A 23033-nucleotide genomic window follows, 5' to 3' on the forward strand; every position below is an offset into this window, starting at 1 on the left:
GGGCCGAAATCTCATTCAGATGAGGCAGCCTAATGGCCTATCAACCGCCTTTTACCATCACCACCGAGATTCTCAATTTGGTGGCACAAATCAGCCAGCAGGTGGGTGAATTAAATGCCAGCCAGCTCAATGCCTCGCCGCAACTGCGCAAGCAAAATCGCATTAAAACCATTACCGGTACGCTGGCGATTGAAGGCAATAGCTTAACTGAAGAACAAATTACCGCCATTGTTGAGGGTAAGCCTGTGCTGGGCAGCGTGCGTGAGCTAGCCGAGGTAAAAGGAGCGATTGCCGCTTATGATGCACTGCCTGCATTCACACCCAGCGCCATTGACGATTTACTCACGGCTCACGGTTTAATGCTGTCAGATATTCTTGTGAATGCCGGTGAGTTTCGCAGTAAAGGCGTGGGTATCCATAAAGGTGGTGTGGTGCACCATGTTGCGCCGCCTGCGCATCAGGTATCCGGTTTAATGGCCGATTTAATCCAATGGCTTAAGCAAACAAAAGATCACCCATTGATCGCCAGTTGTGTATTTCATTACGAATTTGAGTTTATTCACCCCTTTGCCGATGGTAACGGTCGTATGGGGCGGTTATGGCAAACGCTGATTTTATCCAAGTGGCATCCGTTGTTTTTATCTTTGCCGCTAGAAAGTGTGATTAAAGACCATCAGCAAGCCTATTATCACGCCCTTGAACAGGCCGATAACCAAGCAGACAGTACGCCGTTTATTCATTTTATGTTGTCGGTTATTCAGCAAACACTGGCGCAAAACGCCTCTGTAAACGCCCCTCTAAAAGAAGGTGAAAACGCCCCTGTAAATACCCTTATCAATGTAACGGGCCTTAAAACGCCTGAGGCTATTTTAGCATTGCTGAGTAGCACGCCCGAGCTAACCCGACAACAACTCGCTGATACCTTGAATAAAGACGTGAGAACCATTGGTCGCGCTATTAGCAAACTACAAAAAGAAGGCAGGTTAACTCGGGTAGGTTCAGATAAAACCGGCCATTGGCAAGTCACTGAATAATGCGATGCGGTGGCTATTTCCATTTTGGAAAACACCACGGCTAACAAAAAAGGATGTAAACGAATGACAACGTATAAAACGGTTGCTGAATCCAATAACTTTATTGTGTTAGATAAATACACACGCCAAGACCAAATTGCTGAGGGCTACCAGAGCGAAGGTGATTTAGAGCGTGAACTGATTCAGGACTTAGCTAATCAAGGTTATGAGTATTTACCCGCGCTAACCACACCCGATGCCATGCTGGTGAATGTGCGTAAACAATTACAAGCCCTTAATAAGGTCGAGTTTACCGATGCCGAGTGGGCTCGCTTTTGCGAGCAATACCTAAACACACCAAGCGACAATATTCTTGATAAAACCCGCAAGGTGCACAGTGACTATATTTTCGATTTTGTCTTTGATGATGGCCATATCGAAAATATCTACCTGTTTGATAAGAAGACCATTGCTCGTAACAAAGTGCAGGTCATTAAGCAGTTTGAGCAAACGGGAAGCCATGCCAACCGTTACGATGTGACGATTTTGGTTAATGGTTTGCCTTTGGTGCAAATCGAGCTGAAAAAGCGTGGTGTGGCAATCCGAGAGGCGTTTAACCAAATACATCGCTACAGCAAAGAAAGCTTTAATACTGAGAACTCTTTGTACAAGTTCTTGCAGCTGTTTGTGATCTCGAATGGCACCGACACGCGCTATTTTGCCAATACCACGAAGCGCGACAAAAACAGCTTCGACTTCACGATGAACTGGGCGAAGTCAGACAATACGCTGATCAAGGATTTAAAAGACTTTACGGCGACTTTTTTCCAGAAAGAGACCTTACTTGAAGTGATCTTGCGTTACTCGGTGTTTGACGTCAGCAATACCTTACTTGTAATGCGACCCTACCAGATTGCCGCTACAGAGCGCATTTTATGGAAGATAAAGAGCGCGTTTAACGCTAAAGACTGGGCTAAGCCTGAAAGTGGGGGTTACATTTGGCACACCACGGGTTCAGGAAAAACACTCACCAGCTTTAAAGCGGCACGTTTGGCCACCGATTTAGACTGTATCGATAAAGTCTTCTTTGTGGTGGACCGAAAAGACCTCGACTATCAGACCATGAAAGAGTATCAGCGCTTCTCGCCTGATAGTGTGAACGGTTCAGACAGTACCGCAGGGCTTAAGAGTAACCTGGATAAAGACGATAACAAGATTGTCGTCACCACAATCCAAAAGCTCAATAACTTAATCAAAAGTGAAAGCGATTTAGCGATATACAACAAGCAGGTTGTCTTTATTTTTGATGAGTGTCATCGAAGCCAGTTCGGTGAAGCGCAGAAAAATCTGAAGAAGAAATTCAAAAAGTACTACCAGTTTGGCTTTACCGGTACGCCAATTTTCCCTGAAAACGCCTTGGGTGCTGAAACCACGGGCAGCGTGTTTGGCCAGCAGTTGCACACTTATGTGATCACTGATGCCATTCGTGATGAAAAAGTACTCAAGTTCAAAGTGGACTATAACGATGTTCGTCCGCAATTTAAGAGCATTGAGACTGAGCAGGATGATAAGAAGCTTAGTGCCGCTGAGAATAAGAAAGCCTTCTTACATCCAATGCGCATTGGTGAAATCTCGCAGTATATTCTGAGCCATTTTAACCAGAAAACGCATCGAGCCTATTCTGGCGCTAAAGGGTTTAACGCCATGTTTGCGGTAAGTAGTGTTGATGCAGCGAAAGCCTACTATGAAACCTTCAAAACATTGCAGGCCGAGGCAGAAAATAGCCCCACAAGTAAGCCTCTGCGCATTGCGACTATCTTCTCATTTGCAGCCAATGAAGAGCAGGACGCCATTGGTGATATTTTAGATGAGAGTTTTGAAGTCAGTGCCATGAACAGCAGCGCAAAGGAGTTTTTGAGCGCCGCGATTACGGATTACAACGCCATGTTTAAATCTAACTATGGCGTGGACAGTAATGGCTTTCAGAATTATTACCGTGACCTTGCTCAGCGCGTGAAGAATCAAGAAATAGATCTGCTCATAGTGGTTGGTATGTTTTTAACGGGCTTTGATGCGCCTACGCTTAATACCTTGTTTGTTGATAAGAATTTGCGCTATCACGGCTTGATGCAGGCATTTTCTCGCACTAACCGCATTTATGATGCGACGAAGACCTTTGGCAATATTGTTACCTTCCGTGACTTGGAACAGGCAACCATTGATGCCATCACCTTGTTTGGTGACAAAAACACCAAAAACGTGGTGTTGGAGAAGAGCTATAAAGAATACATGGAAGGCTTTAACGATATTGCTACTGGCCAAGCGCGTCGAGGTTTTGTTGATATCGTCAAAGAGCTGCAAGAACGTTTTCCAAATCCAGAAAATATTGAAAAAGAACAAGATAAAAAGGAATTTGCCAAGCTATTTGGTGAATACCTCAAAGCAGAAAATATTTTACAAAACTACGATGAATTTGCTGGCTTGAAAGCACTGCAAAGCCTAGATACCAGTGATGAACAAGCTGTTGAAACGTTCAAGTCAAAGTACTATCTGGACGATGCTGACATCGAGGCAATGCAAACCATCGATATGCCAAGCGAGCGCGCTATTCAAGATTATCGCTCTACCTACAACGATACCCGCGACTGGTTGCGACGCGATAAAGAAGGTCAGGACAAAGATAAGTCAACGGTAGACTGGGACGATGTGGTTTTTGAAATTGATTTGCTTAAATCGCAAGAAATAAACCTCGATTACATTCTTGAACTGATTTTTGACCACAATAAGAAGAACAAGAGCAAAGAAGGCTTGATTGAAGAAGTTCGTCGTATGATCCGCGGTAGCCTTGGTAATAGAGCGAAAGAGAGCTTAGTGGTTGATTTTATTAACCAGACAAACCTAGATGAGATCAATGACAAAGCCAGCATTATCGACGCTTTCTTCAAATTCGCCCAGGCGGAGCAGAAGCGTGAAGCCGATGCCATTATTGCCTCTGAAAAGCTCAATATCGATGCTGCCAAACGCTATATTGCCTCATCACTCAAACGTGAGTACGCCTCTGAAAATGGCACTGCACTTAATGAGGCACTGCCCAAACTTAGCCCATTGAACCCACAGTACCGAACCCAGAAGCAAACGGTTTTTCAGAAAATTGCCGCTTTTGTTGAGAAGTTTAAAGGTGTTGGTGGGCAGATATAAAAAATGACGATCTATTTAAGTGCCGCTCGCTTGCTCGATGATATAGATTTTACAGAATCTATTCTTTTGGTGAGTAGCACTTTAGTGATACTAAATAAGAAGTTATCGTTTTTGAGCTCAATTTAATTAGATTGGATTAGGAAAGGAAATGAACAAAGAATTTATAAGGAATTGCTCATGGGGCTATTCATGCGATCAAAAATGGGAACAACTATCACTAACGCATAACACTGGAATAAGGTTTTGTGGAACTTGTGAAAAGGAAGTATACCGTTGTGAAACTCAAGAAGAGCTTGCCGAAAACATTACTTTAAATAGATGTGTTAATTTTTCAAGTGATATAACAAACATCATAGATACTGAGTGTGTAGAAGATGAGGCACCTCAACAATATACAGGTTTCCCTTCACAACTCGCTAAAGCAAACAAGTATGATTCTAATAAAAGGGGTGTGTTCGGCTCACCTGACTCTATGGAACCCACAATCGATTTTGATGACGATATCCCCTTCTGAGGAATATGTAAATAGTGGAAGGATTAAGAGTTTTATATGGATATAACTAGGATATGTTGGGTAATTAAATGAAATGGCTAAATGCTCTTTGGGCTAAGACTAAAAAAATTGCCAGCTTATATACTGGTACATTTATTTTTGTAATGTTTATCAATCAATTACTCTTTTTTGGTTTGTGTTTAAACCCAATCTGCTTGATAGCAGCCATGCCCCATGTTTTATTAATTACAGTTGTTTTAGGCACCCTAATTAATAAGCTCTCAAAAAATCCATCAGTTGATAAAGAAGCGCACAAAAATAACACGAGGTCTTCTAAAAGTATATATTCTCATACTGAAGATGGTACTAACTCTACCAAAATACCTACTTTAGATCGTTTGGTAAATTTTGCTGAATCTTTTGATGAAAAGGCAGCAAAGTTTGAGAAAGATGCTGAGGCTTATAAGAGGAGAACTAAAGGAGAGATTAATAGGTTAGAGTTAGAGGCTTTGAGGGCTAGGGCAAAGGCGTCTATAGTAAACGTACCTGAAAGCAAGAAAGAACCTAAACAGATTAGACCGCAATCTAAAAAAGATGAGTTATTTAATAAAATAGCCAGTGATGAAAATAGTCAGGATGATCATGTTGAAAGAGGTGGGGGACCAAATACTCATAGTGTTTCTACTGTTAGAAAAGAAGTAGGAGAATTAACCTATAATTTTAATGATGAGCTTCACAAGTTAAATATCTCAAAAAATGATGAGCTGTCAAAGCTTGGAAATGTAGGTGGTAAAAACAGGTTAGCTATTAATCCTCAAGGCGATTCTTCGGAACTACTTCAACAAAAAAAACACCAGAGAGTACAACTAGCTAAAAGTAAGCATTATATTAATACCAAATATAAATTAAGGCAGACAATACTAAAGCATAAAAAAAATGTTGAAGCTAAGAATGAAAAAGAGCAAGTAGCTACAGACTTACTATCTACAACAATGCTATGCAAAGCTAATGGAATAAAAAGCACATCTGATTTTTTTAAATACCTAATCGAATACGAGCTACTTTTTTTTAAAGATAAGAAATATCACTTAACTGATAAGGGAAAGCTGTTTGGTGGTAGGTATCGAACAAATGGCCAAGGTGAACGGTGGGTTGTGTGGTCATCTGATGACCTCCATACTGTGCTATGTAATTTCAAACGTCCTTTGTTTGATCGATTAAACATTAACTATTTAATGCACATTACACATACTGCCAATCTCCCGGGCATACTCTCTAAAGGCTTATTGCCTCACAATAATAAAGCACAAAAAGTTGATATCAGTAATAGTTTAGTAAATGCAAGAAGAGCAAAAAAAGAGCCTATACATAAACACTCAATACATGACTACGTACCTTTTTATTTTAACGTTAGAAATGCGATGCTATTTCAGGTTCAAAAAGAGTTTGGAGCAGAAGTTATTATTTTATCTTTTTATAAGGAAGCTATAGCATCTCCCAAAACTATTTTTTCGAACGGTAATGCTTCTACCATAGCTTCTACATTTACACCATATATACATGAATTAGCGTCATTTAATTGGAGTGCAATTTTTAGTTCGAGTTGGAAGATAAATGGGGTTGTAGATTTAGACCTAAAATCAAAAATGATGAGTGAATGTTTGATTTATGAGAAGGTAGCTATTGATAAGCTTCATTGTATTTACTGTCAGGATATAGAAGTACAGCAGCGCATAATAAAAGTATGCGAAGACAAAAAAATACATATCAACGTTGCTGTTGATCCCATGCTTTTTTTCTAATAGTAAAAAACATAAAAAATTAAGGCCTAAAATATGGGTGTTGAAGTAATAAATGGAAATATATTCAATTCTAAATGCAATTACCTAGTAAACCCTGTTAACTGTGATGGTGTTATGGGGGCTGGGTTAGCTCTAGAATTTAAATTACGCTACCCAGACATGTTTATAAAATATGAGGCTCTATGTGATGCAAAAAAACTAGATATAGGGCTCCTGTGGATATATAAATCAGAGCTTAAATCGGTTTTAAATTTCCCGACTAAGTTGAGCTGGAAATACCCGTCAAAAGAGTTATACCTTCACCAAGGCCTTAAAAAATTTGTAGATACCTACCAAAGTAGAAATATAAAATCGATAGCTTTTCCTATTTTGGGTGGGGGACGAGGCGGGATAGATGGCAAAGTTAGTCTTGCTATTATGCAGTCATACCTATCAGATCTTAATATTGATGTTGAAATTTATGACTATTCAGTAACGGCTAATGATGATTTGTATATCGAATTCGCTAGAAAAATAACGCCTTTATCAAGTGAACAAATATCCGCAGAGAGTGGGGTCAAAATTATTTATATAGAAAGGATTTTAGAAGCAATTAAGGAAGGCCGTATATATCAACTAAATCAGCTTTTATCGATACAAGGTGTTGGAATCAAAACAGTTGAAAAAATATTTGCATACAGTCAAAAGCTAGGTAACCATGTGCAACAGAGTGATTTGTTTTCATAATAACCAAGTTGCCACAATTTTTGATTCGTATGTAAGTGAAGGGTGCCTATGTCTTTGTTGTTTGGAATAAGGTAAAACAAGAATACTGGCTAAATTTAAAAGCAAAAACAGCTTAAAACTATTTTAAAGGGAAGCGTGATGCTTCCCTTTTATGCCGTGCTTTTGGCTAGGCTTTGAATATCAGATTAACTTACTTAGGTTATTCTTCGAAATACTTACTGAAAATTGAAATAGGCCCTGAGGATTTAGACGAATTTGCACTTAATAATGTTAGTTACCTGTAGTGGTCTTACTAGAAAGGGCTGTTTTCTGATTAAATTGTTACTTGTGGCTTAGCCTAATCTGAGTCAATAAGTAGTCATAGTTTTTTAAATTAACTATCTTTAATATAAATTCAAGGATGAAAATGAAGTCTGTTTTTAATACTGTTGATATTTTATTTGGGCATTTTGCTCGTGGTTTTATAATTGTTTTTCTTTATTTGGCCTTAAGCTTAATTGCTGCTTTTAGCTTGGTTTCTATTCCCCTTTATTTTTTTGAGTATGATGCTGGCTTATCTGATTTAGATCTGAGTGAAGTCGGACTTTTCATTATATTTGTAGCCTCAGTATGGCGGTTTTTTGCGCGTTGTTTTGCTTTGAACTGGACTAAATGGAAAGCACTTAAACGCTTTGTATTTGTTATTGCTTTTACTGAGCTATTTTGTGCGTTCTTTATTTCATTCTATTTAATAATTGAATTAATCGACCAAGGTGTACTTGGAGTGGCTATATTAGATAAATATGCTGATATTCAATCCTTCCTTTCTATTTTTATTACAATTATTGCAATTTATGCGAGTACGCCTTTGCCCAACTTTTATAAAAGTAAAGATGATGCAGCCAGTAATTTGCCTGACAATGATTTAAAAAATGAACAGCCAGCAGCGATGAGCTAAGTTTACAAATGTTTGGAATTAGAACAATGGAAAAATTAATTTTAAGTTTAGTTACCTTAGCCGTTTGTTTCAGCGCGACTCGCCTTGAAGCAAAAGAGCAAGCATTCCAACCGAATGACTCAGTATTTTTGCAATCATCTTGCAGAGAAGTTATTGAGGTATTTGATCGAAAACAAGAGCCTGGGAAGTATGCTGCTCTTCATACTTCTGTATCAGAGGCTATGCGTGCTGGCTACTGTATAGGCGTATTACAACAATATATTAAGAGCTCACCGTCGTGTAAAAAAAGATATGGGTATTATAAAAAGAGTAATTGGTTCGACTTAGCACAAACAATTGCGAATATGTCATTTGGTGCAGAGGAACTAGAAAGGCTTAAAGCGAGTCACCTGCTTGAGGCAGCTTACTGTAATGGCTAGCGGTATGACTGTTCCTGATGCTATTCGCTTCTTATTTGGGATCGATGTTGCCAAAGAAAGCACATATTTAAAAGATAAAGCAAACTCTCTTGTTCGTAATAAGCTGATTAAAGTTGAAACTGAGCTAAAGGTTCAAAGATCAACAAAGCGTTTGGCCGATGGGCAACTAGATGTGCTATTTAATGCTTTACTTCTTAATGCAATTTTTCATGATCCCAAAGACGTAAAAAAAATATTTGAAGATAAGAGCTTTAGGCACCATTGTGCTGTGATAGTTAAGCAATTATTTGGCACAAGTAATTCATTAATGGGCATTGCTCTGAGTAAAACAAATGCTGCTGAATTTGCGAATGCGCTTGCTAGTGATTGTGACTTGCGCAAAAAGAGATTATCTAACCCGTTTGCCGTAATGCCTCAGCTAGCTTTAGGGAAAAATCTCAGTTTATTACATGCATTACTTGCGCAATCTGCCCTTACCAGCTCAACAGATAACTTGCTTTTAGCTTATTTAAATAACGATATAGACAAAGCGTTAGCATTATCAAGCCAATTAGATACAAATAATCATAGTGTTAAGCAATTAATAGAACATATAACATCTCGACACAAGGAAGCAGAGGAGTTTGATGATTTATTAGGGTATTTCCAAAAAATGTAATTATTGAAAATAATGTTTGTTAGTGCATTGCACTAAGTGAATCTATAGCTGTCAGCAATAGATGGAGATTCATATGACAAATATTAAAGAACTTGTTATTAACTTTCACATGACCGAAGCGTGTAATTACCGTTGTGGTTATTGTTACGGTAAGTGGCAAGATAATACGTCAGCAACAGAGTTACATCATTCTTCAGAGAGTATTCAAGATTTACTGCTAATGCTAGCTGAGTACTTTTTTTCGAATAATCAAATACGACAAGGATTAGGTTATCAATCAGTAAGGATTAATTTTGCTGGTGGAGAGCCTGTGATGATAGGTGCTCGCTTTATTAGCGCTTTATTATTTGCAAAGAGTATAGGCTTTAATACGTCACTTATTACTAACGAACATTTTTTGTCACCAGCAATGTTAAGGCGTATTGCCCCTCATTTAGATATGCTTGGTTTAAGTTTTGATACTGCAGATTATTTAATTGCTCAAAGCATTGGCCGAACAGATCATAAAGGTGAATGGTTTTCCCCGCAAAAAGCATTAACTGTTACAGCGCTATATCGTCAGTTAAATCCTCAAGGTAAGTTGAAAGTAAATACTGTAGTTAATGCATTCAACTTCCGCGAGAATTTGAATGAAACAATTGCATTATTGCAACCCGACAAGTGGAAGCTCTTACGTGCATTACCTGTCTATAGTGACCAGTTAACTATTTCGCAAGAAAAATATGATTCTTATGTTCAAAAGCATAAAGAGCACAATAATGTTATTGCAATTGAAGATAATTGCGATATGTGGGAATCATATTTGATGATAAATCCAGAAAGTAACTTTTATCAAAACTCGTCATCGTGTCAGGGGTTAACGCTTAGCCCTTCAATATTGGATATAGGGGTTTCTAAGGCTTTGAATCATGTGAACTTTAACATTAAAGCATTCGCAAGCCGGTACCCCTCGAGCTTTCCGCAAGTTATTAAAGAGAATTTGATAACACTGGGAGAGCAATAATGAAAAAATATAGTAATGATAAAAACATCAACACGTTGGTTTGTAAGTTATTGAAGAAAAAAGGCTGGTCTTTAAAGCATGGGCGTCATCCAAGGTTGATTGCGCCATCAGGTATCAAAATAACAGTTCCAAGCACGCCAAGTGACTTTAGAGCATATAGAAACTTTAAAATGGATATTCGACGATTGAAGGAGTTTTAGCTAACGCTGAAGCTCCATAAGTCGAATCACAATTAACTTTTTAAGGAGACATATATGTCTAACAATAATGATCATAAATCAAACCAAGGAAACAGCAATAAAGGCACTTCTGGAGTCAATGTTCCATACCAAAGAGCACAAGATAATCGAAGTAATCAGTTAAATCCGAACAACCCTAACTATAACGGTAAAAAATAGTTAAATAATTTTATTTAAGCTAAGCGCAGCGAAAGCTGCGCTTAGCTTTATATTACGTAGATACTTTATATAAATTGTAGGTAAGAGATTTGAATTATAAAAAAAGAATTGAAGACGCCGTACTTAGAACTAAAAAGTTACAACTAAAATTGTCTTCAAGCCCGTTGCCATTTAGCAGAGCTATTAGCGACAATAAGAAACAAGAAATCTTAATTCATTGTTTTGAGGTGTTGCAATTTCATGGGTTTAAATCATCCAAAGACTTAGCAAGTAAATGTACGGATGTTCATCTAATGCTTCAGTATTTTCTAAAGACAGATTTAAATATAGACAGCCATATTACAATTGGGGATCGGTATTGGCATGATTATATTTATTGTGAAATGTCGGATGAGAGTATTAAAAGTGAGTTAAATTCTCCTAGTTTAGATGAACCTATTAAGGCACATGTTTGGTTAACTTTAACCGATGGAACGATACTTGATTGTACTGGGGAAGCACATGCCGATTTGATTTTTAGTCGAGGTAACTTCCCGCTCCATGAATGTTTACACTTATCTGCTCCTAACGAGAAAGAAGATGCAATTGAGGGGTATTATAGACCGTATTTAATTGGCACAGATTTCCTAGAAAAAACGGGTGTTTGCAAAATACTTATACCATCGTAAATTTTTATTGAAATAGGAATAACTGATTGGCTTAATTAGCCCACAACAAGCACGCGAGAAAGGGAATAACATTCCTATAGAAAGGTATATAGAGTGTGGGCTGAATTGATATTTAGTTATTCATATATTTTCATGAGAATCCAAGTACAGTTTTGTAGTAAACTTACTCCCATAAACGGAAAGTACAAAAGCATAGTTTTACTTTTAGTACCCACATTAGTACCCATAGGCTGCGGCCTTTAATTAAAGGTCATATAAATCAAATGAGTAGAGCAGGAATACAGTGGTTCCCTGGGCACATGAATAAAGCCCGCAATGAAATTAAAGAAATAATGCCACAAATGGATGTGATCATTGAAGTGCTTGATGCGCGCATTCCCTACAGTAGTGAAAACCCGATGGTGGCAACCTTGCGTGAAGGTAAGCCGGTCATCAAAATTTTGAACAAAGCTGATTTAGCGGATCCTAAAATGACTCAAATCTGGAAAGATTATTTTGAGCAAGAAAACGGTGTTAAAGCGATTTCTTTTGGGCATGATAAAGCAGCTGAAGTACACCGTATTAATGAGCTTTGTAAAAAGCTAGTGCCGCATAAAGTGGGTGCAGATAAGCAAATTAAAGCCATGATCATGGGTATTCCTAACGTGGGTAAATCTACGTTAATTAATGTATTGGCTGGGCGTATAGTTGCAAAAACAGGTAATGAGCCTGCTGTTACTAAAGCGCAACAACGCATTAAGCTTGAAGACGGTATTATGCTTTACGATACGCCAGGTATGTTGTGGCCAAAAGTAGAAAACGAAAACTCAGGTTATCGCTTAGGCGCTACCGGTGCCATTCGTGATACAGCACTTGAGTATGAAGAAGTAGCAAGTTACACAGCTGAGTACCTATTGCGTGCATACCCAGAGTTATTAAAAGCGCGTTATAAAATAGATGAATTACCACAAAGTGATTGGGAATTTGTTGAAATGGCGGGGAAAAAACGTGGCTGTATTCGTGGTGGTAACCAAATAGACACATACAAAATGTCTGAAATACTAATCAACGAATTACGCGACGGTATCATTGGCCGTATTACTATGGAAACTCCGCAAATGCGTGAGGAAGAAGAAGTAATGGTTGCTGGTTTACGCGCTGCAGCAGAAGCTAAAAAGGCAGCTAAAGAAGAAGAGAAAAAACAACGCCGAGCACGCGCACGTAAAAACCGTCGTTAATTGATTTAGTTTAATTTAACCAACTAAATTACAGACATAAAAAAAGCCCGTAAGGGCTTTTTTAGTTTCATATCTACCGTCACCGATATGAGCAATGTAGCAAGTAAAATAGTAGGGCGGTTACTCATCATCAACATCAAGGGGCGTTGCGGTTCATAACAAGTAACCATAGCTGTTTACGTGCGCCACACGTTGTTTCAGGGTCGAGAAACAAATCAATTCATTCCTTAACAAGTGGTATGCAATCCGTCTTGTTGATATTGATTATCAGTTAGATCTAACTATCTGTCAATATCTAAATACAAATAATTCTTATTATTGGTGAGTTTGTTTTTTATTCTCTTTTAAAACGATAACTTAGCACTAAAGTGGGTGCTGCTATTTTTAGTAAAAACACTTATGCTGATTAAGTAATCAATAAATACGATAAGAATAAAAATATGTTTTCTATTTGGTTTATTAGCTTAATTGCGCTGGTGTATCTCGGTATATTATTTGCGGTTGCCGGCTGGGCGGATAAGCATAAAGTTTTACCTTTTAAAGGATTAACTTATGGTTTGTCTTTGGGGGTGTATTGTACCTCTTGGGCTTTTTATGGCACGACAGCGCAAGCTGCGAGTAATGGTTGGTGGTTAGCGCCTACGTATGCAGGGACCATTTTATTATTTATTTTTGGGTGGCAGCTCTATGGCAGAATAGCCCATATTTGTAGGCAACAAAAATTAACCTCAATGGCCGACTTTATATCAACCCGTTATGGTCAATCTTCTAGCTTATCTGGTTTGATATCGCTCATTTCTGTGATTGCTATTGTGCCGTATATTTCACTGCAGTTGAGTGCTACCGCACAAAGTATTAATTTATTAACCAATCGCGCGCCCACACAAAACAATATGGTTTTAGCTGATAGCACCTTTTATATTACGTTGCTGCTTGCTTTATTTGCTATTTTATTTGGTGCTCGTAGGTTAAAACCGAGCGAGCATAACCCGGGTTTAATTGCCAGCATTGCGTTTGAATCGGTGGTTAAACTGCTCGCATTTGTTGGGGTGGGTCTGTATGTGTGCTTTGTAATTTTTGACAGTCCCAGTGATTTATTTTTAAAGGCGCAGCAATTAAATGTACCTCAACAAGTTCAAGCTACTAAAAGCCCGGTGTATGTTTATATTGCGCATACGATACTAGGTGTTTTAGCTACGTTGTGTTTGCCTCGGCAATTTCACATGGGTTTTATAGAAAATAATAACGATACTGAACTTGCCAAAGCTCGATGGTTATTTCCCATTTATTTATTACTAATAAACCTATTTATTTTACCTATTGCTTACGCAGGCCTTGTTTACTTTAATGGTACTGACGTAGGGCACGACACTTTTGTATTGGCTCTCCCAATGGCGAGCAACAACGCCGGCATTACATTACTTGCATTTTTAGGCGGTTTTTCAGCGGCTACAAGCATGGTAATTGTTTCGTCCATTGTGCTTTCTGTAATGATCACCAATGATTTTATAAATCAGTTTATTTTAAGGCGCTCGCAGCTCAACTCAAGTAGCCGAGGACTTGATAAAAACAACCTATTACATGCCCGTAAAATAGTGATTGTGTGCATATTACTGCTTAGCTATTTTACGCATCGTGTATTGGGTGAGAGTAATACACTTGCAAATGTTGGATTGATGTCATTTACTTTGGTTGCACAATTTGCTCCCGCTATGATTATTGGCCTTTGGTGGCGACAAGCGACCTGTAAAGGTGCTCAACTTGGTATTTTAAGCGGCTTTATTATTTGGGGGTATACTCTATTAATACCGAGTTTAGCCAGTGGCTTAGGTATAGATGGGCTTTGGCTTAGTCAAGGGCCTTGGCAAATAGCATGGCTGGCTCCTACCAACTTGCTTGGTTTAAATTTAGATAGTGTAACTCAGGCATCTTTGTTATCGCTTGGGTCAAATTGTTTGGTATATTTTTTAGTCCCTTTATTTAGTCAAGCGTCTTTAGCTGAGCGTTTACAAAGTAATAAGTTTATTTCGCAGTTACCTGAACCGCGTTTAAATACCACATTACAACCACTTAATTATGAAGATCTGGGAGCTTTGCTACAGCGATTTGCTGAAAAAGAAGCAAGCCAGTTACTTGTTACACAGTACTTTCCTGCAGATCAAAGTAAATGGAAGCAACCAGCTAATACTGATTTAGAGCAAATTGTTGAACGAGAAATGTCGGCAGTGATAGGGGGAGCATCGGCTAAATTAATTTTAGATGTGGCTAAAAATGAGCAGCGTCAACCTCTTGAACAAGTTGCAGAGTTTGTTGATGAAGCTAGCCAGGTACTTAAATTTAATCGCGACTTATTACAGTCAACCATCGAGAATATTCAGCAAGGTATTAGTGTTGTAGATAGCGAATTAAAGCTTGTTGCGTGGAACCAAGGCTACAAACAGATGTTTAGCTACCCTGATGATGCCCTTTACATTGGGCGACCAATAGCTGAGATCATTATGTATAACGCAGTGAGAGGATTGTTTAGTTCCCATAATTTAAAAGCGGAGGTAAGTAAGCGTTTAGCATATTTAAAAACTGGCAGCGCCTATAAATTTCAACGTTTACATAGCGATGGTCGAGTGTTTGAAATGCAAGGTAATCCACTACCTGATGGTGGCTTTGTAACAACGTATACCGATATAAGTGAGTTTGTAAAGCAGCAAAAGGCGCTTAAACAAGCCAATATTAGCTTAGAGGAAAAGGTTAGTGCACGAACAGCTGCGTTAACACAAGCTAATGAGCAACTATCCCAAGCTAAACAAGTTGCTGAGCAGGCAACGGTAAGTAAAACACGTTTTTTTGCAGCGGCCAGTCACGATTTGCTGCAACCCTTCAATGCGGCCAGTTTATTTTGTTCACTCATGAACGAAAAAACACAAGATACAGAACTAGCAGAGCTTGCACTGAATATTAAAAATTCACTGAGCAGTGCAGAAGAGCTGCTTTCGAGTATTTTAGAGTTAACTAAGCTCGATGCTGGTGCATTTAAAGTAGAGTTAAGTGAGTTTGCTATTAAATCCTTGGTTGAACCTTTGCAAAATGAGTATGAGGCTTTAGCAAATGAAAAAGGCTTACGTTTTATTGTTGAATCAAAAAATGTAATGGTAAAAACAGATAAAGCTTTATTAAGGCGTGTTTTACGTAACTTATTAAGTAATGCTATTCGTTATACACAACATGGTGAAATTCGCTTCAAAATGCTTGTTGAAAGCGATCAGTTGGCTATTTTAATAGAAGACACCGGAATAGGTATTGCTAGTAAAGATCAACATTCAATTTATCAGGAGTTTAAGCAACTTGGCGATAAGCCTAATGCCGAAGGGTTAGGTTTAGGGCTTGCAATTACAAAGCGTATTTGTGACTTATTAAATATTAGTTTAGTGATGGGATCAGAGCTTGGTAAGGGTACGCAGTTTACACTTAACCTACCTTGCGCCACTGATTTAGTGCCAACCCAAATGAATAATACAGTGAAAAACCCTGAAACAGAGCTTGGTAAATTACGTATTTGGTTAATCGACAACGACGAGAATGTACTCAATGCGCTCAAGCAATTATTACAAAACTGGGGATGCGATATAGCCACCGCAACAGGTTTAGCGCAGCTACAAGCATTACAAGCTAAATTACCAGTGCCGCAATTACTTATTATTGACTATCAATTAGATGATGGAATAACAGGCCTTGATGTTATTCGTGAAGCGAAGCTTTGCCACTTACCTATTATTGTTAACACAGCTAATCATGATGAGGTTATTCGAGAAAAGGTACTCGATGCGGGCTATCCATTGCTCTACAAGCCTCTTAAAGCACCCGCACTTAAGCGAATGATTAAGCGCCTTACTTAAGTTGATTACATTAACATGCAACTTATTCGGTTTTACCAACTTGTGATAATTGGTCAAATAAAATGCCTGCTTGTGTACGGTTATATACATTAAGTTTACGTAAAATAGCAGATACGTGTTGTTTTATAGTGGTTTCTTGAATTGACATTTCAAAGGCTATTTGTTTGTTTAAAAGCCCTTCGGCGATCATTGCCAAAACACGATATTGCTGCGGAGTTAGCTTTTCAAGATTACTAGAAAATTCGCTTTGCTCATCATTTACTTGTACGTCGTTTAAATCAATATCAGGTGGGAGCCAGTTATCTCCATTTAGTACATGGGCAATAGCTTGGCTTATTATATCGAGCGATGATGACTTAGGGATATAACCTGACGCACCAAGTGTCATGGCTTGTTTTATAATGCTGGGTGTTTCGTTGGCTGATACCATAATAATCAATATGTCAGGATATTGATTACGCAGCTGCGAAAGAGCTTGCAGCCCATTGGCGCCAGGAATAGTTAAATCTAAAAATACGAGTTCTATCTCGGGGTGCGCGCTTAGTAATGTGAACAAGCCCTCTATATCGCTAGTTTCTTTAATATATTCTTCAGGAACTGAGGTTGCTGCCGCTTGGCGTAGGGCGCTGCGAAATAGGGGGTGGTCATCGGCAATTATAGTATTCACTGCGCTCATCCAAAGTTACTCCAAGTACTTTACTTATAAGTGATTTTTAAAAATGAAACAAGGTTTACACGACAAGAGGAAGGTGTCGTGTAAACCTAATTACTATTATTTAAAATCGATAGCCAACAGTAAGTGACACGGTACGCGGATCGCCATAATAGCCAATTAAGGTATTATCGCCACCAAGTCCAGGGGTGTACTTACTCACATTTTGTGGGTCTGAGGGATCGGGCGCGACAAATTGATAACCACCTATCATATACTCTTCGTCCGTTAAATTTTTAGCATATAAGCCTGCATTCCAGTGTCCGTCAGTGCTGTACCAAGTAATGCCGGCATTGAGTAAGCCGTAACTGTCTTGGGTTAGTAGGCTGTCTTCTTCAAATAACGCATACTCACCTCTATGGTAGTAATTACTATTAAATACAAAGTCTCCCATATCAGTATATAAACGATATGTTGCACCAAAATTGAAGGTTAAGTCGGGAGTGTTCGATACAGTAAAGCGGTCTGATTTATCAAATATTTCACCGGTCTCGGGGTTGGTATCAATAACATTATCGAAGGTGCTGTCTATATAACCTAAAGAGACGTCAAAAGTGAGTGATTCAGTAGCAATGTAGGTAAGTTCTACTTCAATACCGTCTGATGTTGACTCGCCAATATTACCTAGTCGTTGATTTAAATCAGATGCATCATCGCCCGGTAGTACGGAAATATACTGACGGTCTTTATGATCTAAAGTAAATAGCGTAATGTTTGCACGAAGATTGTCGTTCCATTCGCTTTTCATTCCTATTTCAAACGAGTCTACAATTTCAGGCTTTGCTGCGGGCTCTGCTACGGTAGCACGCGGGTTAAACGTGCCTGACTTAAAACCTTGGGCATAGCTTGCAAAAAATAGAATGTCGGGGTTGTACTGGTATTCAACACCTGCACGAGGAGTAAAGCGCGACCAGTCTTCATTATCATCAAGTACAGTAGGGACAAGCTGCCCTTCAGGTCGAACATACCCTGGTATCCAACCAGACTCTGGATAAACCGTAGCAAACACCAAACCATTGTTAACAGTTGCTTCTTTACTATCACGGGTATAGCGAGCGCCTAGGGTCATTGACCATTGCTCGTCAAAGTCATAGGTGCCTTGCATGTAAGCAGCTTTGCTTGTTGAGTTACTACAACCACTAACTTCTCGGGTAAGCCCAGCAGCACCTAAACTTTTACCTAGTTCTTCTAATATAGCTTCAAATTGGCCGCAAGACTCACCATCGTAATAATATAAACCTGATACTAGTTTGTAATTATCACCTTGGTGGTTTACCTGGAGTTCATGTGTGGTTTGTTCATCATCATAAATAGCAGGCACATCAAAGATACGAATTGAGGTGTTATCAAAATCAATATTAGTAGGGGAATAACTGTCGCGATTAGATCCAACATACTTGATACTGGTGCTATTACTTACATCCCAGCGAGCAGTGAAGCTGTATCCTTCAAGTTCTACGTTATTTTTTGTTGGAAGGCTGGTGTATGAATCGTACTTGCTATCAGGCACTGGCGCATCAGTTAATAAGCTTGGTAATAGTCGGTAACCCCCTTTTGAGTTTGAATCGTCTTTAGTTTTATCCCATGTGAGTTTAAAAAATAGATCGTCGGTAGGCGTGTATTCAAGTGTCACTCGTGCCGCCGTAACATCTTTATTGTAGTTTTCACGGTCTTGATTATCGAGTGCAGATGTTAAAAACTCACCAAACCCATCTCGGTTTAGAGTAGCAAAGCCAAAGCCGACATAAAGTTTTTCATCAATAATTGGCAGTTGACCTGTCACTTTTAAATCTTTTTGGTTGTAGCTACCGAACGTACCTTGGAGGTTAAGTGTTGCATCACCGCTCATTTCCTTGGTCACGTATTTTATAGCGCCACCTATGGTATTTTTACCATAAAGCGTGCCTTGTGGACCCCGTAAAACCTCAATTTGTTGTACGTCGAGCAAATCAAGCACAGCACCTTGCGGGCGAGCTAAGTAAACATCATCAATATAAATGCCTACGCCTGGTTCATATCCCCAAAGAGGGTCTTGTTGGCCTACACCACGAATAAAAGCAGTGATTGTAGAGTTTGTACCGCGGCTAGCTTGCAAAGTCGTATTAGGTGAGAATTGCTGGACTTCTGTCATCACGCTAATTCCATTTTCGGCAAGTTCTTGCGCACCTATTGAGGTTACTGCTACAGGGACTTCTTGTAAGTTTTCAACTGTTTTTCGAGCGGTTACTTCTATACGTTCTAGCTCACCTTTTTTTGCTGTAGCTTTCTCTGCTGCAACACTATTAAAGCTGCTTGTTATAGCCAGTGCTACTGCAATAGTGAGTAAGGTTGGTTTGTGTTTGAGCTGATTCATAGTGTGTTCCTATTTATTGTTATCACAAAAATGCTTAACTCGCGTCACCTAAGTTCACTGTAGAAGATTGCACCTCAAATAGAATTAGTACCATAGTGCTATACGTTAAATTTTTATTTTAAAGTCCTTTAAATTCATTTGCTTATATTATTTTTAATAATGGATAGTACCTTAGTGTTATGTATTTATGTGGCCATTGCAGTAACACTCAGGGTAACCAAGTATGAAGGTTATAAATATTACTCGCGTGTCACCTCATCGTGTAATAACAATAAATTAGGAACCTCTATGCTGAGCATGATAGGACTATTAGGCGGGTTAGTACTGCTGATTATTTTAACGCTACGCGGCGTTAATTTGTTTATTGCCGCACCGGTATGTGCACTGCTTGTGGCGCTTACAAGTAATATGGCGATTTTTCCGGTAACGGACTCTGTTAATTTTATTTCGGCTTATATGGATGGATTTGCTGGCTTTCTGAGTGCCTGGTTTTTTATGTTTTTGTTGGGCTCTTTATTTGGCAAATTTATGGAAGATACCGGCGCTGCAGATAGTGTAGCTAGTTACATTGTCGGTAAGTTAGGGATGAAGCATGCGGTTTTAGCGGTAGTCATTGCGTGCGCTGTTTTAACCTACGGAGGAGTTAGTGTATTTATAGTCGCGTTTTCGGTATATCCCATGGCGCTGAGCTTATTTAAAGACGCTAACTTGCCTAGGCGCTTTATACCAGCGACCCTGGCATTTGGTTCGGTTACTTTTACAATGACCTCTGCAGGTTCACCTGAAATACAAAACTGGATACCGGTCAAATACCTTGGAACCTCACCTTATGCTGCGTGGGAAGTAAGTTTAGTTGTAGCTGTATTTATGGCGACAGTAGGCTATTACTGGCTAAATAAAATGATAAAAAAAGCTATTGCAAAAGGCGAATGTTTTGAAGCACGCGAAGATGACCCTATATTGCTTGAGCGAAAGCGCCCACACCCAATAACAGGCGTTATACCTTTATTTGTTGTTTTACTCCTGTCGTTTTTTTTACATGATGTGTTACAGCAAACGGCATTAATAGTTGCGTTATTAGGTGGTGTTTTAAGTATTGTCATTATTAATTATAAATACTTTTATAATATGTCGGCTGCAATAAATGTAGGTACTACAGGGGCTTTAGTGGCTATTGGTAATACTGCTGCGGTTGTTGGGTTTGGCGCTGTAGCTAAAGTATCGCCTGCTTTTACAGCAGCGGTAGATGCAATGACTCACATGCCAGGTAATGAATTAGTCGGTGCGGCAGTGGCCGTGAGTGTGATTGCAGGGCTTACCGGTTCTGCATCGGGCGGGCAAGCTATCGCATTGCCACTTGTCGCTCCGCAATATTTAGATATGGGTGTTAATCCTGAGCAGTTACATAGAGTGGTTGCGATTAGTTCTGGTGCGCTCGATACCCTCCCGCATAATGGTTATGTAGTTACGACCATACGTGCAATTTGTAAAGAAACCCATCAACGTGCCTATTGGTCTATGGCTGCTCTTACGGGAGTGGTGCCTGTAGTAGGTGTAGTGCTTGCTTTGTGTTTATTTATTTTCTTTTAGGATGAATCATGAAAATTAAAATTATATTGCCCCTATTTATATTGTTGTTAAGTAACGCCGTTTATAGCGAAACAATATTAGTGAAAAAACAGCATTTTACCACTGAAGATTTTACAACTGTGTCGGGGGCTACTTTGCCAAAAGTAGACATAGGCTGGGAAAGTTACGGTAAATTAAATAAAAATAAAGATAACGTTATTTTAATTACTCATTATTTTTCGGGCACGTCACACGCCGCAGGTAAATACAAAGCTGATGATGCACTTGCCGGTTATTGGGATGCATTAATAGGCCCAGGTAAAGCAATCGACACTAATAAATATTTTGTAATTAGCTCAGACACTTTGGTCAATGCAAACTGGCATGATCCTAATGTAATTACCACGGGGCCAGCTTCTATAAATCCTAAAACAAATAAACCTTACGGGTTAGACTTTCCGGTAGTGACAATTACTGATTTTGTTGAAGTGCAAAAACGCTTACTCGATAGTTTAGGTATTAACAAACTGCATGCCGTAATAGGTGCCTCAATGGGATCGTTTCAGGCACTGGAGTGGGCAGTACGTTACCCAGAGCAAGTAGAGCGCTTAGTACACGTAATTGGTGCGGCAACCATGGATGCATGGACTGTGTCGGCACTAGAAAAATGGGCCATGCCAATTCGTTTAGATAAAAACTGGCAGCAAGGTAATTACTATAACAAAGAACGCCCACTTGCAGGGCTTACCGCTACGCTACTAAACATTACCCAAGATGCTATGCATCCGCTTATTTATAACGCCAGTTTCCCTAATTTTGAGGTGCTAGATGACGGCGCACTTCAAGATATTCGCACCTTACCAAAAGTAAACCAGGTTTTAGAGGCTAGAGCATTAGCAAAAGCTAAGCTACAAGATGCAAACCATGTTTTGTACTTAGTGCGAGCATCGCAGTTATTTACCGCAGGTAGATCAGCCAATTTAACTGATGCCCTAAAAAAGGTGCAGGCAAAAACCTTATTGCTACCTGCCACTAACGATTTATTGCTACGCCCCGAAAATGTCCGCAATATGGACTCAATAATGGATGAACTAGGTAAAGAGGTCACTATTTCTGAAATTGCGGGTGGTTGGGGCCATTTAGATGGGCTGTTTTCGATTGCGCCTAAAGCGCAGCAAATTAGTGAGTTTTTAGCCAACTAGGAGGCCTGCATGAGCAAAACAATTTTAATAACCGGTGCAGCCAGCGGTATTGGCTTATATATAGCACAGCAATTAGCAGCAGCGGGTCATCATATTATAGTAACCGACCTAAATGCAGCGCACGCAAAAGAAGCGGCAGAGGGTATTGTTACTAATGGCGGAAAAGCCCAAGGTTATGCATTAAATGTGGCCGACAGCGAGGCAATTACCGCTTTTTTTAATCAGTTACCGCAAATTGTTGATGTGCTTATAAATAATGCCGGCATTCAGCACGTAGCAAAGCTTGAAGAATTTCCGGCTGATAAATGGCAATTTTTGCAGCAAGTAATGCTAGTTGGACCTGCAATGATGACCAAAGCGGTATTACCTAAAATGCGCGAACAAAATTTTGGCCGAATTATTAATATTGGCTCTATTCATGCCATGGTGGCCTCTAAATATAAGTCGGCTTATGTGGCCGCCAAACATGGCTTAATTGGCTTTAGTAAAGCTATAGCCCTTGAAACAGGGGATGCCAATATAACCATTAATATCGTGTGTCCTGCGTATGTAAAAACACCGCTGGTAGAGCAGCAAATTGCCGCACAAGCTAAAGAGCATAGCTTATCTGAGCAACAAGTAATCGACACTATTATGCTAGCACCTATGCCTAAAAAAGCCTTTATTGGTTTAGATGAAATACACCATACGGTAACCTTTTTAATGGCTGATGCGGCGCGAAACATTACCGCACAAGCGATAGCTATAGATGGCGGCTGGACCGCACAATAGGAGC

The 23033-nt window shown here is 39.3% G+C and carries 19 protein-coding genes; 17 read left to right on the forward strand and 2 right to left on the reverse strand.

Annotation, left to right across the window (positions count from 1 at the left end; all coding sequences use genetic code 11):
* The first annotated feature begins 32 nt into the window (after positions 1–32).
* The 14 genes from L652_RS0105330 (at position 33) to L652_RS0105400 (ending at position 16422) form a co-directional block, all read left to right on the forward strand.
* Positions 33–1034, forward strand: coding sequence for a Fic family protein (locus tag L652_RS0105330; protein WP_024603351.1), 1002 nt, complete (start codon positions 33–35; stop codon positions 1032–1034).
* 63 nt (positions 1035–1097) lie between these two features.
* A complete protein-coding gene (locus L652_RS0105335) occupies positions 1098–4211 on the forward strand; it encodes a type I restriction endonuclease subunit R (RefSeq protein ID WP_024595157.1) in 3114 nt (1037 codons plus the stop codon).
* 148 nt (positions 4212–4359) lie between these two features.
* The gene (locus L652_RS0105340) at positions 4360–4725 is read left to right on the forward strand and encodes a hypothetical protein (RefSeq protein ID WP_024595156.1); all 366 of its coding nucleotides are present in this window, start codon (positions 4360–4362) and stop codon (positions 4723–4725) included.
* 68 nt (positions 4726–4793) lie between these two features.
* Positions 4794–6506, forward strand: a complete 1713-nt coding sequence (locus L652_RS1000000124370; RefSeq protein ID WP_024595155.1) for a DUF4433 domain-containing protein — start codon at positions 4794–4796, stop codon at positions 6504–6506.
* Positions 6507–6539: 33 nt separating this feature from the next.
* Positions 6540–7232, forward strand: coding sequence for a macro domain-containing protein (locus L652_RS0105350; protein WP_024595154.1), 693 nt, complete (start codon positions 6540–6542; stop codon positions 7230–7232).
* Between the two features lie 406 nt (positions 7233–7638).
* A complete protein-coding gene (locus tag L652_RS0105355; protein ID WP_024595153.1) occupies positions 7639–8169 on the forward strand; it encodes a hypothetical protein in 531 nt (176 codons plus the stop codon).
* Between the two features lie 26 nt (positions 8170–8195).
* Positions 8196–8588, forward strand: a complete 393-nt coding sequence (locus tag L652_RS1000000124375; RefSeq protein ID WP_024595152.1) for a hypothetical protein — start codon at positions 8196–8198, stop codon at positions 8586–8588.
* A gap of 4 nt (positions 8589–8592) precedes the next feature.
* Positions 8593–9246 carry a hypothetical protein gene (locus L652_RS0105365; RefSeq protein ID WP_029753129.1) on the forward strand — a complete coding sequence of 218 codons (654 nt, stop codon included), beginning with the start codon at positions 8593–8595 and terminating at the stop codon, positions 9244–9246.
* 73 nt (positions 9247–9319) lie between these two features.
* Entirely contained in the window at positions 9320–10249 is a 930-nt protein-coding gene (locus L652_RS0105370) for a viperin family antiviral radical SAM protein (protein ID WP_024595150.1), read from the forward strand.
* On the forward strand, positions 10249–10449 hold the full coding sequence (locus L652_RS0105375) for a hypothetical protein (protein WP_024595149.1): 201 nt from the start codon (positions 10249–10251) through the stop codon (positions 10447–10449). Before L652_RS0105370 ends, L652_RS0105375 begins: the two co-directional genes overlap by 1 nt.
* A 54-nt stretch (positions 10450–10503) precedes the next feature.
* Entirely contained in the window at positions 10504–10647 is a 144-nt protein-coding gene (locus tag L652_RS0105380; protein WP_024595148.1) for a hypothetical protein, read from the forward strand.
* Positions 10648–10736: 89 nt separating this feature from the next.
* Positions 10737–11315 (forward strand): hypothetical protein, encoded by a 579-nt coding sequence (locus tag L652_RS0105385; protein ID WP_024595147.1) that lies wholly within the window; start codon positions 10737–10739, stop codon positions 11313–11315.
* Between the two features lie 263 nt (positions 11316–11578).
* Positions 11579–12532 (forward strand): ribosome biogenesis GTPase YlqF, encoded by a 954-nt coding sequence (gene ylqF / locus L652_RS0105395; protein WP_024595146.1) that lies wholly within the window; start codon positions 11579–11581, stop codon positions 12530–12532.
* A gap of 440 nt (positions 12533–12972) precedes the next feature.
* The gene (locus tag L652_RS0105400) at positions 12973–16422 is read left to right on the forward strand and encodes a PAS-domain containing protein (RefSeq protein ID WP_024595145.1); all 3450 of its coding nucleotides are present in this window, start codon (positions 12973–12975) and stop codon (positions 16420–16422) included.
* A gap of 22 nt (positions 16423–16444) precedes the next feature.
* Here L652_RS0105400 and L652_RS0105405 read toward each other — a convergent pair whose 3' ends face one another.
* Both L652_RS0105405 and L652_RS0105410 read right to left on the reverse strand, forming a co-directional pair.
* Entirely contained in the window at positions 16445–17098 is a 654-nt protein-coding gene (locus L652_RS0105405) for a response regulator transcription factor (protein WP_024595144.1), read from the reverse strand.
* 100 nt (positions 17099–17198) lie between these two features.
* A complete protein-coding gene (locus L652_RS0105410) occupies positions 17199–19487 on the reverse strand; it encodes a TonB-dependent receptor (RefSeq protein WP_024595143.1) in 2289 nt (762 codons plus the stop codon).
* A 288-nt stretch (positions 19488–19775) separates the two neighbouring features.
* Here L652_RS0105410 and L652_RS0105415 point away from each other — a divergent pair, with 288 nt between their 5' ends.
* From L652_RS0105415 to L652_RS0105425, 3 genes are read left to right on the forward strand one after another with little or no spacing between them, the layout of a single operon-like run.
* Entirely contained in the window at positions 19776–21077 is a 1302-nt protein-coding gene (locus tag L652_RS0105415; protein ID WP_024603352.1) for an SLC13 family permease, read from the forward strand.
* 8 nt (positions 21078–21085) lie between these two features.
* Positions 21086–22258 (forward strand): homoserine O-acetyltransferase, encoded by a 1173-nt coding sequence (locus L652_RS0105420; RefSeq protein ID WP_024595646.1) that lies wholly within the window; start codon positions 21086–21088, stop codon positions 22256–22258.
* A 9-nt stretch (positions 22259–22267) separates the two neighbouring features.
* Positions 22268–23029 carry a 3-hydroxybutyrate dehydrogenase gene (locus L652_RS0105425; RefSeq protein WP_024595645.1) on the forward strand — a complete coding sequence of 254 codons (762 nt, stop codon included), beginning with the start codon at positions 22268–22270 and terminating at the stop codon, positions 23027–23029.
* Positions 23030–23033: the final 4 nt, after the last annotated feature.

It is taken from the genome of Pseudoalteromonas sp. TB25, from assembly GCF_000497995.1.
GTDB lineage: Bacteria > Pseudomonadota > Gammaproteobacteria > Enterobacterales > Alteromonadaceae > Pseudoalteromonas > Pseudoalteromonas distincta.

What these genes read in the sequence shown, in the direction of transcription:
- L652_RS0105420 (WP_024595646.1), top strand. Translation starts at nt 21,086, where the DNA reads ATGAAAATTAAAATTATATTGCCCCTATTTATATTGTTGTTAAGTAAC.
- L652_RS0105425 (WP_024595645.1), top strand. Translation starts at nt 22,268, where the DNA reads ATGAGCAAAACAATTTTAATAACCGGTGCAGCCAGCGGTATTGGCTTA.
- L652_RS0105365 (WP_029753129.1), top strand. Translation starts at nt 8,593, where the DNA reads ATGACTGTTCCTGATGCTATTCGCTTCTTATTTGGGATCGATGTTGCC.
- L652_RS0105330 (WP_024603351.1), top strand. Translation starts at nt 33, where the DNA reads ATGGCCTATCAACCGCCTTTTACCATCACCACCGAGATTCTCAATTTG.
- ylqF (WP_024595146.1), top strand. Translation starts at nt 11,579, where the DNA reads ATGAGTAGAGCAGGAATACAGTGGTTCCCTGGGCACATGAATAAAGCC.
- L652_RS0105335 (WP_024595157.1), top strand. Translation starts at nt 1,098, where the DNA reads ATGACAACGTATAAAACGGTTGCTGAATCCAATAACTTTATTGTGTTA.
- L652_RS0105340 (WP_024595156.1), top strand. Translation starts at nt 4,360, where the DNA reads ATGAACAAAGAATTTATAAGGAATTGCTCATGGGGCTATTCATGCGAT.
- L652_RS0105380 (WP_024595148.1), top strand. Translation starts at nt 10,504, where the DNA reads ATGTCTAACAATAATGATCATAAATCAAACCAAGGAAACAGCAATAAA.
- L652_RS1000000124370 (WP_024595155.1), top strand. Translation starts at nt 4,794, where the DNA reads ATGAAATGGCTAAATGCTCTTTGGGCTAAGACTAAAAAAATTGCCAGC.
- L652_RS0105415 (WP_024603352.1), top strand. Translation starts at nt 19,776, where the DNA reads ATGCTGAGCATGATAGGACTATTAGGCGGGTTAGTACTGCTGATTATT.
- L652_RS0105400 (WP_024595145.1), top strand. Translation starts at nt 12,973, where the DNA reads ATGTTTTCTATTTGGTTTATTAGCTTAATTGCGCTGGTGTATCTCGGT.
- L652_RS1000000124375 (WP_024595152.1), top strand. Translation starts at nt 8,196, where the DNA reads ATGGAAAAATTAATTTTAAGTTTAGTTACCTTAGCCGTTTGTTTCAGC.
- L652_RS0105405 (WP_024595144.1), bottom strand. Translation starts at nt 17,098, where the DNA reads ATGAGCGCAGTGAATACTATAATTGCCGATGACCACCCCCTATTTCGC.
- L652_RS0105375 (WP_024595149.1), top strand. Translation starts at nt 10,249, where the DNA reads ATGAAAAAATATAGTAATGATAAAAACATCAACACGTTGGTTTGTAAG.
- L652_RS0105370 (WP_024595150.1), top strand. Translation starts at nt 9,320, where the DNA reads ATGACAAATATTAAAGAACTTGTTATTAACTTTCACATGACCGAAGCG.
- L652_RS0105350 (WP_024595154.1), top strand. Translation starts at nt 6,540, where the DNA reads ATGGGTGTTGAAGTAATAAATGGAAATATATTCAATTCTAAATGCAAT.
- L652_RS0105410 (WP_024595143.1), bottom strand. Translation starts at nt 19,487, where the DNA reads ATGAATCAGCTCAAACACAAACCAACCTTACTCACTATTGCAGTAGCA.
- L652_RS0105355 (WP_024595153.1), top strand. Translation starts at nt 7,639, where the DNA reads ATGAAGTCTGTTTTTAATACTGTTGATATTTTATTTGGGCATTTTGCT.